The organism is Stenotrophomonas sp. STEN009 (assembly GCF_056760395.1).
In genome coordinates, this window is record NZ_JBRRES010000023.1 from 1 (window position 1) to 13,928 (window position 13,928).

Sequence of the window (13,928 nt, forward strand, 5' to 3'; positions counted from 1 at the left end):
GGGGGGGGGGGGGGCCCCCGGGCGGCGGGGGGGGGCCCCCCCCCCCCGGGGGGGGCGCCCCCCCCCCCCCCCCCCCCCCCCCCCCCCCCCCCCCAGCCCGCAGTGAACCGGCTTTCCGCAAGCCACCCAACCGCCCGCGAGGGGCGGCGCCGTTGGCGGGAATTCCCTTGGAAATTCGTTAGCTGGAAGTTAAGGATGCGTAAGCATTCTGCTGCGATCCCGCCGTCATCTGCATGCAACCGATCGTCATTAGCCTGCGTGACGTTCCAGTCAGGTACGACGCGGTAAGCTCCTCTCCGATGGGCTCGCAGCATCGCTCATCGAGTGCAGTACGCAGTAGCAATTTGGAGGAATACATCACATGGCAATCGTTCTCTATGTCGGTGGTAGCAAGGATGGCGAGAAGGGCGTGGTGCCCTATGGCTTCAGCAAATCGCGCGCCGACACCGCGCTGGGGCCGGAGTTCTACACCGAGCGGTTCATGGAACTGCAGGGTGTCGGCAAGGTCAGGCTGATGGCACTGGAAGGCATGCGTGACGAGATCGTCATGCAGCGCGCCGCCCGCCACTACCGCTGACCCTCGCAACACGCGGCAGGGCGCGCCCACCATCGCGCGCCCGCGCCGGCATCCCAGCCCCGGGCCAGTCCGAGCCCCCCTGCCAGGATGCCGGCGTCCAGACCGGCCACGCCGCTGAACCTCGTCTGCTGTCAATGTCTTGTCCGGCTCCGTCGCGGATTGCCAGAATGGGGTCTTCCCGTAACGCGGCACAGACCTGAAGCAATGCACGACGCCAAGAACGCCCAGAGCGCGCTCGCCCAGCAGATCGCCCAGACCATCGCCGAGGAAATCGGTGCCCAGCCCAGCCAGGTGCGCGCCGCGGTCGGCCTGCTTGACGAAGGTGCCAGCGTTCCGTTCATCGCCCGCTACCGCAAGGAAGTGACCGGTGGCCTGGACGACACCCAGCTGCGCAATCTCGAAGTGCGCCTCACCTACCTGCGCGAACTGGAAGACCGCCGTGCGGCGGTGCTGGCCAGCATCGACGAGCAGGGCAAGCTCAGCGACGAACTGCGCAACGACATCCTCGCCGCCGATACCAAGAGCCGGCTGGAAGACCTGTACCTGCCGTACAAGCCCAAGCGCCGTACCCGTGCGCAGATTGCCCGCGAGGCCGGCCTGGAGCCGCTGGCCGATGGACTGCTCGCCGATCCGACGCAGGACCCTCAGGCCTTCGCGGCCAGCTTTGTCGATGCTGACAAGGGCGTGGCCGATAGCAAGGCGGCGCTGGAGGGCGCGCGGGCGATCCTGATGGAGCGCTGGGGGGAAGATGCCGCGCTGGTGGGCGAACTGCGCACCTGGCTGGGCGAACACGGCGTGATCCGCGCCCGCGTGGCCGAGGGCAAGGAGACCGAGGGCGCCAAGTACCGCGACTATTTCGAGCACGCCGAAGCCTTGGCGAAAATTCCCTCGCATCGCCTGCTGGCGCTGTTCCGCGCGCGTCGCGAGGAGATCCTGTACCTGGAGCTGGACCCGGGCAGCGATGCCGAGGCAGGCCATCAGTACGCAGAGGGGCGCGTGGCCCGCAAGGCCGGCATCGCCGACCAGGGCCGTGCCGCCGACCGCTGGCTGCTCGATGCCTGCCGCCTGACCTGGCGTGCCAAGCTGCACATGCACCTGCTGCTGGATCTGTTCAACCAGGCCCGCGAAAAGGCCGAAGCGGACGCGATCACCGTGTTCGGTGACAACCTGAAGGATCTGCTGCTGGCTGCGCCGGCGGGCCCGAAGACCGTGCTTGGGCTGGATCCAGGCATCCGCACCGGCTGCAAGATCGCAGTGGTCGATGCCACCGGCAAGCTGGTCGCCACCGAGACGATCTATCCGCACGAGCCCCGGCGCCAGTGGGAGCAGTCGCTGCAGACGATCAGGCAGCTGTGTACCCGGCACAACGTGGAACTGATCGCGATCGGCAACGGCACCGCCAGCCGCGAGACCGACAAGCTGGCCGGCGAAGCGATCAAGGCGGTCGGCAATCCGAAGCTGCAGAAGGTGGTGGTCAGTGAGGCCGGTGCTTCGGTGTACTCGGCTTCCGAGCTCGCAGCCAGGGAGTTCCCGGACCTGGACGTGTCGCTGCGCGGCGCGGTGTCGATCGCGCGCCGCCTGCAGGATCCGTTGGCCGAGCTGGTCAAGATCGAACCGAAGGCCATCGGCGTGGGCCAGTATCAGCATGACGTCGATCAGTACCGCCTGGCGCGCGCACTGGACGCACGCGTGGAGGACTGCGTGAACGCGGTCGGGGTGTACGTGAACACCGCCTCGGCCGCGCTGTTGTCGCGCGTGTCCGGCCTGTCGGCGACGGTGGCCGAGAACATCGTGCGCCATCGCGATGACAATGGTCCGTTCAAGCGCCGCAAGGACCTGCTGAAAGTCGCCCGGCTGGGTGAGAAGACCTTCGAGCAGTGTGCCGGCTTCCTGCGCATTGCCGACGGCGACGAGCCGCTGGACGCGTCGGCCGTGCATCCGGAAGCCTATCCGGTGGTCGAGCGCATCGTCGCCAGTACCCAGCGCCCGATCAAGGCGTTGATCGGCGATGGCAGCTTCCTGCGTGGGCTGAAGGCCGAGCAGTTCACCGATGCGACCTTCGGCGTGCCGACGGTGCGCGACATCCTCAGGGAGCTGGAAAAGCCCGGCCGTGACCCGCGCCCGGAGTTCAAGGCCGCACGTTTCGCCGAGGGCGTGGAAGACATCAAGGACCTGCGCGAGGGCATGGTGCTGGAAGGCGTGGTCAGCAACGTCGCCGCGTTTGGTGCCTTTGTCGATATCGGCGTGCACCAGGACGGCCTGATCCACATTTCGGCGCTCTCCGACACCTTCGTGAAGGACCCGCGTGACGTGGTCAAGGCTGGCGATATCGTCAAGGTGAAGGTGCTTGAGGTGGATGTGCCGCGCAAGCGCATCGCGCTGACCCGGCGCCTGGACGATACCCCCGGCCAGGCCACCAGCCGCCCCGGCAGCCGTGACGAGCGTGGTCAGGGACAAGGGCCGCGGCGTGACGCAGTCGGGCCGGGCCGGAGCCCGGGGCGGGGCCAGGGCAACGGCGGTCGGCCCGCCCCATCGGCAGCCCCGGCCAACAACGCACTGGCTGAAGCCTTCGCCCGCGCCAAGCGCAGTTGAGGAGCGTGTCCCCCGTCACGGTTGAACCGGGGCGGGGGACTTGTCGATTTTCCCCGTGATTGCGCACACTTGCGCATCTGGGGAGGCGTGTGGCCGACCCGCTGTCGCTGGGGAGGACCATGACGCCAGCACGCCCCGTCCGATTCCGTGACAGCTGCAGCGGATTGCTGCGGCCCGTGCACGCCTGCGCGGGACGGAGAAGGGCTTGATGGCGGGTCAGGGCAACAACAGCAACGATCTGCTCGAACGCCGTCTGCATGCGCTGGCCGAAGAGCGTCGGCGGCTTGCGATGATCATCGAAGGCACCGCTGCCGGCACCTGGGAGTGGAACGTGCAGACCGGCGAAATGCGGGTCAACGCGCGCTGGGCCGAAATCGTCGGCTACCGGCTGGAAGAGCTGGAGCCGATCTGCCAGAAGACCTTCGCGGCACTGGTGCATCCGGACGACATCGCGCTGTCGGACACCGCGCTGCAGGAGCATTTCGACGGGCGCAGCGACAACTACGCCTGCCTGGTGCGTATGCGCCACAAGAACGGCCAGTGGATCTGGGTCCATGACCGAGGTCGCGTGTTCGAATGGGACGGTCAGGGGCGGCCGCTGTGGATGGCGGGTGCCCACGCCGACGTCACCGAGCTGCAGCAGGCACGACAGGACGCGGCCGAGAGCCGCCAGCGCCTGCAGTCGGTGGTGGACGCCTCCGACGACGTCGCGGTGATCGCGACCGATACCGATGGCACCATCACCCTGTTCAACACGGGGGCGCAGCGCCTGCTGGGTTACAGCGCCGCCGAGGTGGTCGGCCTGCGGCGGCTGGATGCCTTCCATGAGCCGGATGAGCTGAAGGCCTGGCTGCAACCGCTGGCCGACCCGCAGGGTCACCTGCCGGATGTGTTCGAGGCCCTCAGTGCGCATGCCGAAGGGCAGACCTATTCGCGGCGATGGACGCTGCTGCGCAAGGATGGCCGGCAACGCCAGGTGCGGCTTTCGATCAGCCGCATGGACGGCGCCGATGGCACGCGCATCGGCTATGTCGGCATGGCCATCGATATCACCGAGATCCTGCAGGCACGTGCGGAGGCACGCATGGCGGCGGAGAAGTTCGCAGGCGCCTTCACCTCGGCTGCGCTCGGCATGGCGCTGGTTTCGCTGGAAGGGCGCTGGCTGGATGTCAATGACGCGCTGTGCCGCATCCTGGGCTATGCGCGCGAGGAGCTGCTGCAGGTGGATTTCCAGCGGCTGACCCATCCGGACGATCTGCAGGCCGATCTGGCCCTGGTGCAGGACCTGCTGGCAGGCCGGTGCAGCCATTACCACCTGGAGAAGCGCTTTCTCGATCGCAACGGCAGGGTGATCTGGACGCGGCTGTCGGTATCGCTGGTGCGCAACGAACGCGGCGAGCCGGTGCATTTCGTCTCGCAGATCCAGGACATCAGCGCACAACGCAGCAGTGAACAGCGCCTGTTTGAAAGCGAGCAGCGCAGCCGCATCACCCTCGACGCCGTCGCCGACCTGGTGCTGAGCGTCAGCCTGGAGGGCCGCATCGAATATGCCAATGCCGCTGCCGTGCGCATGCTGGCCGGCGACGGCGCACAGGCGCTGGCCGGCTACAGGGTGCAGGACGTGCTGCAACTGACCACCGAGTACGCCCCCGGCTCGATGCTGGACGTGGCCGTACTGCTGGACCCGGAAAGCAACGCGGTCGACCTGCATGCCGACCTGCTGCTGCGGCTGGGCACGGCGACGGTGCCGGTGGACCTGACCCGCGCCTGGCTGCGCGACGATGAGGGCCATGTGCGCGGTGCGGTGTGGGTGCTGCGCGACGATACCCAGCAGCGTGCACGGCAGCGCGAAGCGCGCCAGCTGGCGGAGATCGATCCGCTGACCGAACTGAGCAACCGGCGGGGGTTCGAAGTCCATCTGCAGCAGGCCATCACCCGGGTCGAGCGGACAGGCCAGGCGGCATCGCTGATGTACATCGACCTGGACCGCTTCAAGCCGGTCAACGACACCTGGGGCCACCTGGCCGGCGATGCGGTGCTGTGGGCGGTGGCCAGCGTGCTGCGCCACGGCGTGCGCGATTCGGACGTGGTGGCCCGGCTGGGCGGGGACGAGTTCGCGGTGATCCTGTCCGGCTGCACGCCGCGCCGCGCGGCGCGGATCGGCGGCGAACTGCTGCAGACCCTGGCCAGCCTCTCCATTCCCTGGGACCAGCACCGCCTGCGGGTGGGCGCCAGCATCGGTATCGCACCGCTGCTGGGCGGCATGGGGGTGGACCAGGCCGTGGCTGCGGCCGATGCGCAGTGCTACAGGGCCAAGGCAATGGGACGCAACAACGTGCAGGTGCAGGGGGAAGCCGGCGAATGGCCGGCTGAGGGCGTGGACAGCGACGCCGGTGGCGGCTGATCTCAGTCTGTGAGAGGACGGCCGCGAATACTGCGCGCACACCCACCCCGTTGGAGAACGACATGCGTTTCTGGACCCCGGATGCCCTGCGTGCCTTCGCGCCGGCGATGGTCGGCTGGTGGCTGGCGGTAGCCGCCTGCCTGCGTTTGGAGCAACTGCACGGCGATGCCCGGGCGCAGGCGCTGCTGCCCACCCTGCAGGGCGGCGTGGTGGTGCTGCTGATACTGACCCTGGGTGCGATCGTGGTCGCCTGCGTGCTGCTGTGGCGGTCGCGGCGCGGCGATGCGCCGGCCCCCTGCTAGCCCTGGCGCTCAGTCCAGCACGCTGTTGGCATCAACCAGCCGCACGTCGTGCATCTGGTTGAGGTAGGCCTCGTAGTAGCCCTTGTGCGAGGCGCCGACGAGGGTCAGCATGCGGGTGCCCGGGTGCTGGCCCAGCACCTCGCGCATGTTGGCGACCATGCGTAGGTTGCGGGTTTCCCAGTAGCCGACATAGCGGCGGCCGAAGCCTTCTGGCGATGGTTCGACCAGGGCTGCGCCGAAATCGCTGTCGTAGACCCGGGCGACGGTGTCGGGCGCGTTGTAGTTCCGATAGAGCGCCAGCAGGCCGTCCGTGCTGCCGAGTTCGGCGTACAGGGCCGTATCGGCGGCCCGTCGTGCCTGGGTGGCGGGATTGTCCCAGGCCTTCATGACGGCTTCGCCAGCCGCCTTCTCCAGTGCCGCTGGCGTGGGCGAATCAGCGGTGTGGTCATCGACTGCCCACAGGCGTTCCAGGCCCAGGCGTGCGGCAAGCTCGGCCGCGATCAGGCTGACTTCGTTGCGTCGCGAGGCGCGTTTGTCGAGGAACTGCACCAGTTGCGGTGACAGGCTGTCTGCGGCGCGACGCTCCTGCGCCGGCAGGCGCAGCCACTGCACCAGCGCGGAGCCGTTCTCACCTGCGGCCAGGAACAGTGCGGCCAGCCGGCGACGCTGTGCGTGCGTCGGTGTAGCGGGCCATGCCGCCAGTACGCGATCGACTTCGGCGTTGGCCGCTGGAACATCCAGACCGGTGGCGGCCTGGGCAGGTGCAGGATCGACGCAGTAACTTTCCACGCTCTCGGCATAGCGGGCGGGATTGCGGCGCATGAAATCGCATTGCAGTCCGGACAGGTTCTCCACGGCGATCGCCGTTGGCCGCCATGCCTGCAGGCGCTGCAGCAGCGGCTCCAGCATTGCCGGCTGGAAGGTCGGGGGCAGGTCGGACAGGTGCGGTGAACCCAGCACCAGCACTTCGTTGACGCGGCCGGCGGGCGGGCCCTTGAGCTGTGCGGGATTGAAACTTGGCCGATAGCCTGCATCGGCGGCCAGCGCGCCGCTGCTGCACAGGGCGAGGGCGAAAAGAGCAGCCAGGTGTGAAAACATGCGATCTCCGTGTCGATGGACGGTCCGTGGTGGGCGCATCCTTGCCTGTCCACCCCCTTGCCGACAGCCCCGATGGTCATGGCAACCTTTTCGTTGCAGGCTGCATCTAGGGGCCCGTCAGGCGCTGCAGGGGGAGGGGGCTGGACAGGGCCCGCTGCGGAGGGGCCTAAAGCCCGGAACGGAGGTGCCGATAACCTCACTGGATCCCGCTCCCGTCACCCGCTGCAGGACCCCAGGCTGCCCCGTCGGGCGGCCCGCGCAGTGTGTTCCGCCGCTCCCGGATGTCGATCGCACCCGCCCCCAGATGTTCTTGCCCGTTGCTCGAGAGGTGCCTGCCGGCACCTGTAGTCCAAGCAATTGATGTCGCCGTCGGGCATCCCGCCTGGCGGATCGCAACCGCTTACCGGACACCGAGGATCAGACAATGCTCATTCCAGGCCTTACGGCAGGCGCACAGGCGCCAGCCGAGCTGCACACCCGTTGGTCGCCGTGGCGTTCCCTGTTGGGGGCGCTGGCGGGACAGCCTCGCCCCGGCAGGGTCGACACCGACCGCGGTCATGCCGAGCTGGCCGCCCAGGTGGCCGCACTGCATCGCGTGCAGGCGGTGATCGAATTCGATCTGGATGGCACCATCCTGCAGGCCAACGACAACTTCCTGCAGGCGGTGGGTTATCGTCTGGACGAAATCCAGGGCCGGCATCATTCGCTGTTCGTCGATCCCGATCAGGCGTCCAGCGCCGAGTATCGGGACTTCTGGGCCCGGCTGGGACGTGGCGAGTTCGACGCCGGACAGTACCGACGGCTGGGCAAGGGCGGGCGCGAAATCTGGATCCAGGCCTCCTACAACCCGGTGCTGGACCCGCAGGGCCGGCCCTTCAAGGTCGTCAAGTTCGCGACCGACATCACCGCGCAGAAGCTGCAGGCCGCCGACTCGGCGGGGCAGCTTGCCGCCATCGACAAGTCGCAGGCGGTGATCGAGTTCAGCCTGGACGGGCACATTCTCTCGGCGAACGCCAACTTCCTCGCCGCCACCGGCTACAGCCTGGAAGAAGTGCGCGGCCAACACCATGCGCTGTTCGTGGAGCCCGAGCTTCGCGGCAGCCTCGAGTACCGCCGGTTCTGGGAAAAGCTCGGGCGCGGCGAGTACGACGCCGGGCAGTACCGGCGGCTCGGCAAGGGCGGCCGCGAGATCTGGATCCAGGCCTCCTACAACCCCATCCTGGATGGCAACGGCAGGCCCTTCAAGGTCGTCAAATACGCTACCGACATCACCGCGCAGGTGCATGAGAACCAGGCCATGCAGCGTGCGGTGGCGCAGACCCGGGAGGTCGTGGCGGCGGCCAAGCAGGGCGACCTGACCCGAACCGTCGCCATTGCCGACAAGAGTGGCCCCATCGCCGAGCTGTGCGATGGCGTCAACGCGCTGGTCGAAGCCATGGCGGGCATCATCGGCCAGATCAAGTTCGCTGCCGATACCATCGCGGTCGGCGCGACCGAAATCGCGCAGGGCAACAGCGACCTGTCGCAGCGCACCGAACAGCAGGCGGCCTCGCTGGAAGAAACCGCCGTGTCAATGAAGGGCCTGGCCGATACGGTGCAGCGCACGGCGGCCAATGCGCGCCAGGCAAGCCAGCTGGCCGGCGGCGCAGCGGAGGTGGCTGCGCGTGGCGGCAGCGTGGTGCACGAGGTGGTGGCGACGATGGCCTTGATCAACGCCTCCTCGCGTCGCATCGTCGACATCATCGGGGTGATTGACGGCATCGCATTCCAGACCAACATCCTGGCGCTGAACGCTGCCGTGGAGGCGGCCCGTGCCGGCGAGCACGGCCGTGGGTTCGCGGTCGTCGCCACCGAGATCCGCGAACTTTCGCAGCGCTCGGCCAGCGCCGCCAAGGAGATCAAGCAGCTGATCGACGCATCGGTGGCCAATGTCGGTGCGGGCACGGCGCAGGTGGAAAGTGCTGGCCGCACGATGGACGAGATCGTGCTCAACGTGCGCAGGGTCAGTGACCTGGTCACCGAGATCAGCAGCGCGTCGCAGCAGCAGAGCGATGACATCCAGCAGATGAACCACGCGGTGGACCTGATCGACCAAGGAACCCAGCAGAACGCGGCGCTGGTCGAGGAAGCGTCTGCCGCGGCGCGCAGCATGGAAGAACAGTCGGCCCACCTGCTGCAGACCGTCGCCGGATTTCGTGTGCAGGGGGCGGCGGGCGGCGCTGCCCTGCAGCATGGCGTGCCGACCCTGCGCGTGGTCTAGGCGCGCAGGGCAGGGGCCGCTGTACGTTCCGGCAAAGCCTCGCCGCGGACGCAGTTGCGGCCCGCGCGCTTGGCCCGGTACAGGGCCTGGTCCGCACGTTCGACCACGCTGTCCGGTTCCTGCCGAGCATCGGCAGCCAACCATGCCACGCCGATGCTGACGGTTACGCTGGACGGGCCGGACGGCAGCGCGGCGTCTTCGACCGCCACGCGGATGCGCTCGCCCATGGCCATCGCATGGGCCACGTCGGAGGAAGGCAGCGCAGCGATGAACTCCTCGCCGCCGTAGCGGGCGAGCAGGTCGTCGCCGCGCTGCAGGCAGCCATCGATGATCGCGGCCACCGCCTGCAGGCGGCGATCGCCCTCCGGGTGACCGTAGGTATCGTTGAGGCGCTTGAAGTGGTCGATGTCGATCATCAGCACCGCCAGGCCCAGGCCCTGGCGCCGCGCGCGCCGTTGGGCACCGGGCAGCGATTCATCGAAACTGCGGCGGTTGCCCAGCCCGGTCAGCGGATCACGCCGGGCCAGCGCTGCCAGCTCGTCGCGCTGGCGTTGGATGTCCACCTGGCTCAGCACGCTGCGCAGTGCATAGCCCAGCATGGCGCCGATGAAGCCCACCGTTGCCATCGTCTGGTTCGTGCGCGCCATCAGCAATGCGACCAGCATCAGCAGAAGCGGCAGCATCAACGGCACGCTGGCCTCGACGAAACGCCGCAGGTTGCGCGGTACAGGCGGCGCGGTCCTGCGCCGCGGACTGCCGGCGATCACCGCCAGCAGCAGGAACAGGCCGCTGATGAGCAGATCTGCCCATCCGCCGTCCGGGGTCTGCGGCCGATACCGGCTGACGTACTGCTCGATCAGGAAGTAGCCGAGCAGGAACAGGGTGAGGGTGCGGAAGAAGTCGCGGCGATCTGCGTTGTCCTCGGCCAGGTAGCGGATCAGCGCGAAGCTGAACAGCAGGCTGTTCTGCGTGGTGCTGATGGGGTTCAGGCCATGCGTCCACAGCGCGGTATCCAGCTGCGCAGTCGATTGCGCGTGCGTGTAGTACAGCAGCCAGAGCAGACCGATGATCGACAGGTCGACGCTGCGGACATGGCGGTTCCGGCTGTCGGCGCTGGCGGCCACGTAGGTCAGCGGGATGCGATAGAACACGTAGAGGATCAACGATGTCAGTGCGACCTGCGCCGGCCAGGCATCGGTGATGCCTGGAAACAGCAGTGGCAGCAGTGCGACCGGAAACAGGCTGACGGCGAAAGCGAAGGTCCTCCATTTGCAGGCGGCGTGGCTGTCACGCGCACGGCGCACGCATGCCATGGCCGCCAGCAGCGGCGCGGCGCTCGACATCAGGAACGAACCCACCGGATCTCCAGGGCCTGCCAGGCCGACGACGAATGCATGCGTGACCAGAAAAAACAGTGCAGCCGGCAACGTCATGCATTCCCCCGCCCCCAGGTACGGCCAGTCACGATAGGCAGATGCGCATGCGCCTTGCAAGAATTCCGCAGCGTTGGCCTGCTGGCAACGTTGTCAGCTGCGGCGCGCACGGCGGCGGCGCTGGGCGGTCGCCGCGCGGGAGGGGCGACGCAGGTGACGGGCCGGAAATGCAGAAGGCCAGGTCGTGGACCTGGCCTTTGATGCATGGTGCCGGTGAAAGGACTCGAACCTTCATGGGGTTGCCCCCGGCTGATTTTGAGTCAGCTGCGTATACCATTCCGCCACACCGGCAGGCAGCGGGTGATTTTACCCGAGGTCGAGCGCACTTTCATAGAGGCTGCCCGGCGCGGGACGATTGCGGCCGAATCTGCCGGCATTGCCCCCGTGATCGCTATACTGCGCCGGCGTGATATGCACAGGAGCGGGAATCGATGGCGGCGTTGCAGGACCTGCGGGTACTGGTGGTCGAGAACGACGAGATGAGCGCGGCCCTGCTGCAGATGCAACTGGTGCAGGCCGGTGCACAGGTGGTGGGGCTGGCTGCGAGCGTCGGCGAAGCACTGAGGCTGCTGGAAGAAACCACGCCGGACGTGGCGCTGCTGGACTATCGCCTGGCCCACCAGGAAACCAGTGAGCCGGTCGCGGCGGCGCTGGCCGCCCGCGGCGTGCCCTTCGTGCTCGCGACCGGCATGTCGGCGGAGCAGCTGCCACAGGCCATGCAGTCGGGTGTGCTGCTGGTCAAGCCCTACCTGTCCGCGGAGCTGTCGCAGGCGCTGGCCCGCGCGGTCGGGCATTCCAGCGCCCGCGCCTGATCCAGGCGCGGTGCCCGGACGATCCGGCCGCAGTGCGTGCTCAGGCGGACTCCTCGAAGACGTAACGGATCTCCTCGCGATCGTCGAGGATGCGGTATTGGCTGGCCAGATCGCCAGGTTCCGGATTGAGCCATGCATCGAGGTGCTCGGGCCGGATCGGCACGATGCCGCGATCATGGCCGGCGGCGGAGATATCGGCCGGCGGCGTATCGGTGATGGTCGCAAATGAGAGGAGGCGTCCTTCGGGGCCGTCCCACTCGGACCAGAGGCAGGCTACCAACAGGTCGCGGGGCGGGTCGGGGCGGAACTCAAGGACCACATCTCCCGTCCTGTCATCAGGGGCCGGTGCGCGTCCGCCAACCGCGTGCCGGGACACATGCTCGTAGAAGGCCTGGATGACGACCACGCCATGACGCTGCCCGAAAGCGCCGCGCCAGTAGCCTTCCAGGCTGTCACGGCGGGCGTTGTAACTGCCCGGATAGAGCACGTCGTTGCGCGCGGGCGCATCCGGCAGACGGCACCGGTAGCGCATCGGCTTGATCACCCGTTGCCCGTTCTCGCTCACCATCACCGGCGCGTAGGTGCCGGGGAAAATGCGGTTGTCGCGAGGCAGCAGCTGCACGCGATGCAGGTCGTCGAGCCGGGTCTGCGCGCGATCGATGCGGTTGCCGGCGATGCGCAGCTCGTTGCGCGCCTTCAGTGTGGGACGGGTGGCCAGGGCTGCGATTGCGATGTCGCGGCGTTCGCGCTGCTGGGCCAGCTCGGCTTCCAGCGTGGCCTGCTCCTGTGCATGCCACCGCTGGATCCGGGCCACGATGTCGCGGCCGAGCTCCGTGCGCGCGCCAGCGAAGCCGTCATCCATGGCCTTGGGCGTCCTGGGCTGCTTTTTGCCGGGGTCGTACGCGTACAGCGCGGCGAACTCCTCCAGCGACAGCACGGCACCGAACTCGCGCACCAGCTTGGCGTAGTCGGCCCGGATCAAAGCGGAGTAGCACATGCGATATCTGCCGGGGTGGGTCGCGGCGGCTGCGACGCGGATGCGGCAGGATAGCCTGACACTCAGGGAGATTCCGCATGAACGATCCTGCCCATTGCCATTTCCGTGAAGGCGTGCCCACGGTCGAGGCCTATTGCCAGCTCCGGGCGCTGGCCGGGCTCAGCGCCAAGACCGCCGAAGCGGCTGCACGTGCGCTGCCCAATACCCTGTTCGGTGTCTGCGCCTATCAGGGCAGTGAGCTGGTGGCGATGGGCCGGATCGTCGGCGATGGCGGCTGCCACCTGCAGGTCTGCGATATCGCCGTGCTGCCGCCGTTGCAGGGGCAGGGACTGGGCAAGGAGGTGATGCGGCGTCTGGACGAATGGATGCAGGCCAACCTTCCGCCTTCGGCCTATGTGAGCCTGCTCGCCGATGGCGAGGCACATCGGTTGTATGCGCAGTACGGATTCGCGCCGACGGCGCCAGCCTCGATCGGAATGTATCGACGCTTCTGAAAAGAAAAACCCCGGCCGAAGCCAGGGTTTTCAGAAATTGGCGTCCCCACGGGGATTCGAACCCCGGTCGCCACCGTGAAAGGGTGATGTCCTAGGCCTCTAGACGATGGGGACGCACGAAAACTTCAAGTTGTAGAACCTTCGACGGCCTGATGTCGAAAGTGGTGGAGCCAAGCGGGATCGAACCGCTGACCTCCTGCATGCCATGCAGGCGCTCTCCCAGCTGAGCTATGGCCCCATGAAACCAGGATGCCTGCCGGGAGCAGGGTCCTTTTGAAACTGGCGTCCCCACGGGGATTCGAACCCCGGTCGCCACCGTGAAAGGGTGATGTCCTAGGCCTCTAGACGATGGGGACGCACGAAAAACTTCAAGTTGTAGAACTTTCGACGGCCTAATGTCGAAAGTGGTGGAGCCAAGCGGGATCGAACCGCTGACCTCCTGCATGCCATGCAGGCGCTCTCCCAGCTGAGCTATGGCCCCGTGTTACCGAGCCGCCTATCATACCTGCGTGTTCACGTTTGTGGAAGCCTTTTGAGCTTTTTTCGTTCCGGCGCCCCGCATACGATCCGGGAGACCACCGTGACGCCACAACCTGAATGCCGGTTGGCGGTGAACAAAAAAGACCCGGTTATCGGCCGGGTCCTCGTTGTTCGTGATGAGTGGCGTCCCCACGGGGATTCGAACCCCGGTCGCCACCGTGAAAGGGTGATGTCCTAGGCCTCTAGACGATGGGGACGCAATTCTCATCAATGTTCTTTAGCGACCTTTCGACGGCCTAATGCCGAAAGATTGGTGGAGCCAAGCGGGATCGAACCGCTGACCTCCTGCATGCCATGCAGGCGCTCTCCCAGCTGAGCTATGGCCCCACGTCGCTGAGGAGCGAAATAATAGCGATGCCCCCTGGGGTTGGCAAGCATTTGTTGCACTTTTCTTCACGTCCGCGGCCGGGTGCGCCATC

Annotated in this window: 10 protein-coding genes and 7 tRNA genes; 7 read left to right on the top strand and 10 right to left on the bottom strand. The window is 67.3% G+C overall.

The annotated features are described in order from the left end of the window. The first annotated feature begins 361 nt into the window (after positions 1-361). The 4 genes from ACVOMM_RS11890 to ACVOMM_RS11905 all read left to right on the top strand — a co-directional run bounded on the left by ACVOMM_RS11890 (position 362) and on the right by ACVOMM_RS11905 (position 5,875). On the top strand, positions 362-577 hold the full coding sequence (locus ACVOMM_RS11890) for a hypothetical protein (protein ID WP_005410085.1): 216 nt from the start codon (positions 362-364) through the stop codon (positions 575-577). A 204-nt stretch (positions 578-781) separates the two neighbouring features. Then, positions 782-3,169 (top strand): Tex family protein, encoded by a 2,388-nt coding sequence (locus tag ACVOMM_RS11895; protein WP_283219416.1) that lies wholly within the window; start codon positions 782-784, stop codon positions 3,167-3,169. Between the two features lie 208 nt (positions 3,170-3,377). Beyond that, complete coding sequence (locus ACVOMM_RS11900) at positions 3,378-5,573, top strand: PAS domain S-box protein (protein ID WP_065175317.1); 2,196 nt, start codon at positions 3,378-3,380, stop codon at positions 5,571-5,573. A gap of 62 nt (positions 5,574-5,635) precedes the next feature. Further along, entirely contained in the window at positions 5,636-5,875 is a 240-nt protein-coding gene (locus ACVOMM_RS11905; RefSeq protein ID WP_128990489.1) for a hypothetical protein, read from the top strand. Positions 5,876-5,884: 9 nt separating this feature from the next. Here ACVOMM_RS11905 and ACVOMM_RS11910 read toward each other — a convergent pair whose 3' ends face one another. Next, positions 5,885-6,973, bottom strand: coding sequence for a DUF5694 domain-containing protein (locus ACVOMM_RS11910; RefSeq protein ID WP_481526287.1), 1,089 nt, complete (start codon positions 6,971-6,973; stop codon positions 5,885-5,887). Between the two features lie 424 nt (positions 6,974-7,397). Between ACVOMM_RS11910 and ACVOMM_RS11915 the strand changes: the two genes are divergently transcribed. Continuing rightward, the gene (locus ACVOMM_RS11915) at positions 7,398-9,233 is read left to right on the top strand and encodes a methyl-accepting chemotaxis protein (RefSeq protein ID WP_481526288.1); all 1,836 of its coding nucleotides are present in this window, start codon (positions 7,398-7,400) and stop codon (positions 9,231-9,233) included. Here the strand turns inward: ACVOMM_RS11915 and ACVOMM_RS11920 are convergent. Together ACVOMM_RS11920 and ACVOMM_RS11925 are read right to left on the bottom strand one after the other, a co-directional pair. Further along, entirely contained in the window at positions 9,230-10,666 is a 1,437-nt protein-coding gene (locus ACVOMM_RS11920) for a GGDEF domain-containing protein (RefSeq protein ID WP_197601000.1), read from the bottom strand. The genes ACVOMM_RS11915 and ACVOMM_RS11920 overlap by 4 nt on opposite strands. Positions 10,667-10,871: 205 nt before the next feature. Beyond that, a tRNA-Leu gene (locus ACVOMM_RS11925) sits at positions 10,872-10,957 on the bottom strand. Between the two features lie 140 nt (positions 10,958-11,097). Between ACVOMM_RS11925 and ACVOMM_RS11930 the strand changes: the two genes are divergently transcribed. Next, the gene (locus ACVOMM_RS11930; protein WP_053520434.1) at positions 11,098-11,478 is read left to right on the top strand and encodes a response regulator; all 381 of its coding nucleotides are present in this window, start codon (positions 11,098-11,100) and stop codon (positions 11,476-11,478) included. Positions 11,479-11,518: 40 nt separating this feature from the next. On the opposite strand, the gene ACVOMM_RS11935 is transcribed toward ACVOMM_RS11930, so the two are convergent. Further along, entirely contained in the window at positions 11,519-12,475 is a 957-nt protein-coding gene (locus ACVOMM_RS11935) for an SOS response-associated peptidase family protein (RefSeq protein WP_053520435.1), read from the bottom strand. A gap of 77 nt (positions 12,476-12,552) precedes the next feature. On the opposite strand from ACVOMM_RS11935, the gene ACVOMM_RS11940 reads away from it, so the two are divergent. Beyond that, positions 12,553-12,969, top strand: coding sequence for a GNAT family N-acetyltransferase (locus tag ACVOMM_RS11940; protein ID WP_065182734.1), 417 nt, complete (start codon positions 12,553-12,555; stop codon positions 12,967-12,969). A gap of 38 nt (positions 12,970-13,007) precedes the next feature. On the opposite strand, the gene ACVOMM_RS11945 is transcribed toward ACVOMM_RS11940, so the two are convergent. The 6 genes from ACVOMM_RS11945 to ACVOMM_RS11970 all read right to left on the bottom strand — a co-directional run bounded on the left by ACVOMM_RS11945 (position 13,008) and on the right by ACVOMM_RS11970 (position 13,836). Next, positions 13,008-13,083 (bottom strand) — tRNA-Glu (locus ACVOMM_RS11945). Between the two features lie 48 nt (positions 13,084-13,131). After that, a tRNA-Ala gene (locus ACVOMM_RS11950) sits at positions 13,132-13,207 on the bottom strand. A 42-nt stretch (positions 13,208-13,249) separates the two neighbouring features. Then, positions 13,250-13,325 (bottom strand) — tRNA-Glu (locus ACVOMM_RS11955). 49 nt (positions 13,326-13,374) lie between these two features. Continuing rightward, positions 13,375-13,450, bottom strand: a tRNA-Ala gene (locus ACVOMM_RS11960). 180 nt (positions 13,451-13,630) lie between these two features. Then, positions 13,631-13,706, bottom strand: a tRNA-Glu gene (locus ACVOMM_RS11965). A 54-nt stretch (positions 13,707-13,760) separates the two neighbouring features. After that, positions 13,761-13,836: transfer RNA gene (locus ACVOMM_RS11970), tRNA-Ala, on the bottom strand. Positions 13,837-13,928: the final 92 nt, after the last annotated feature.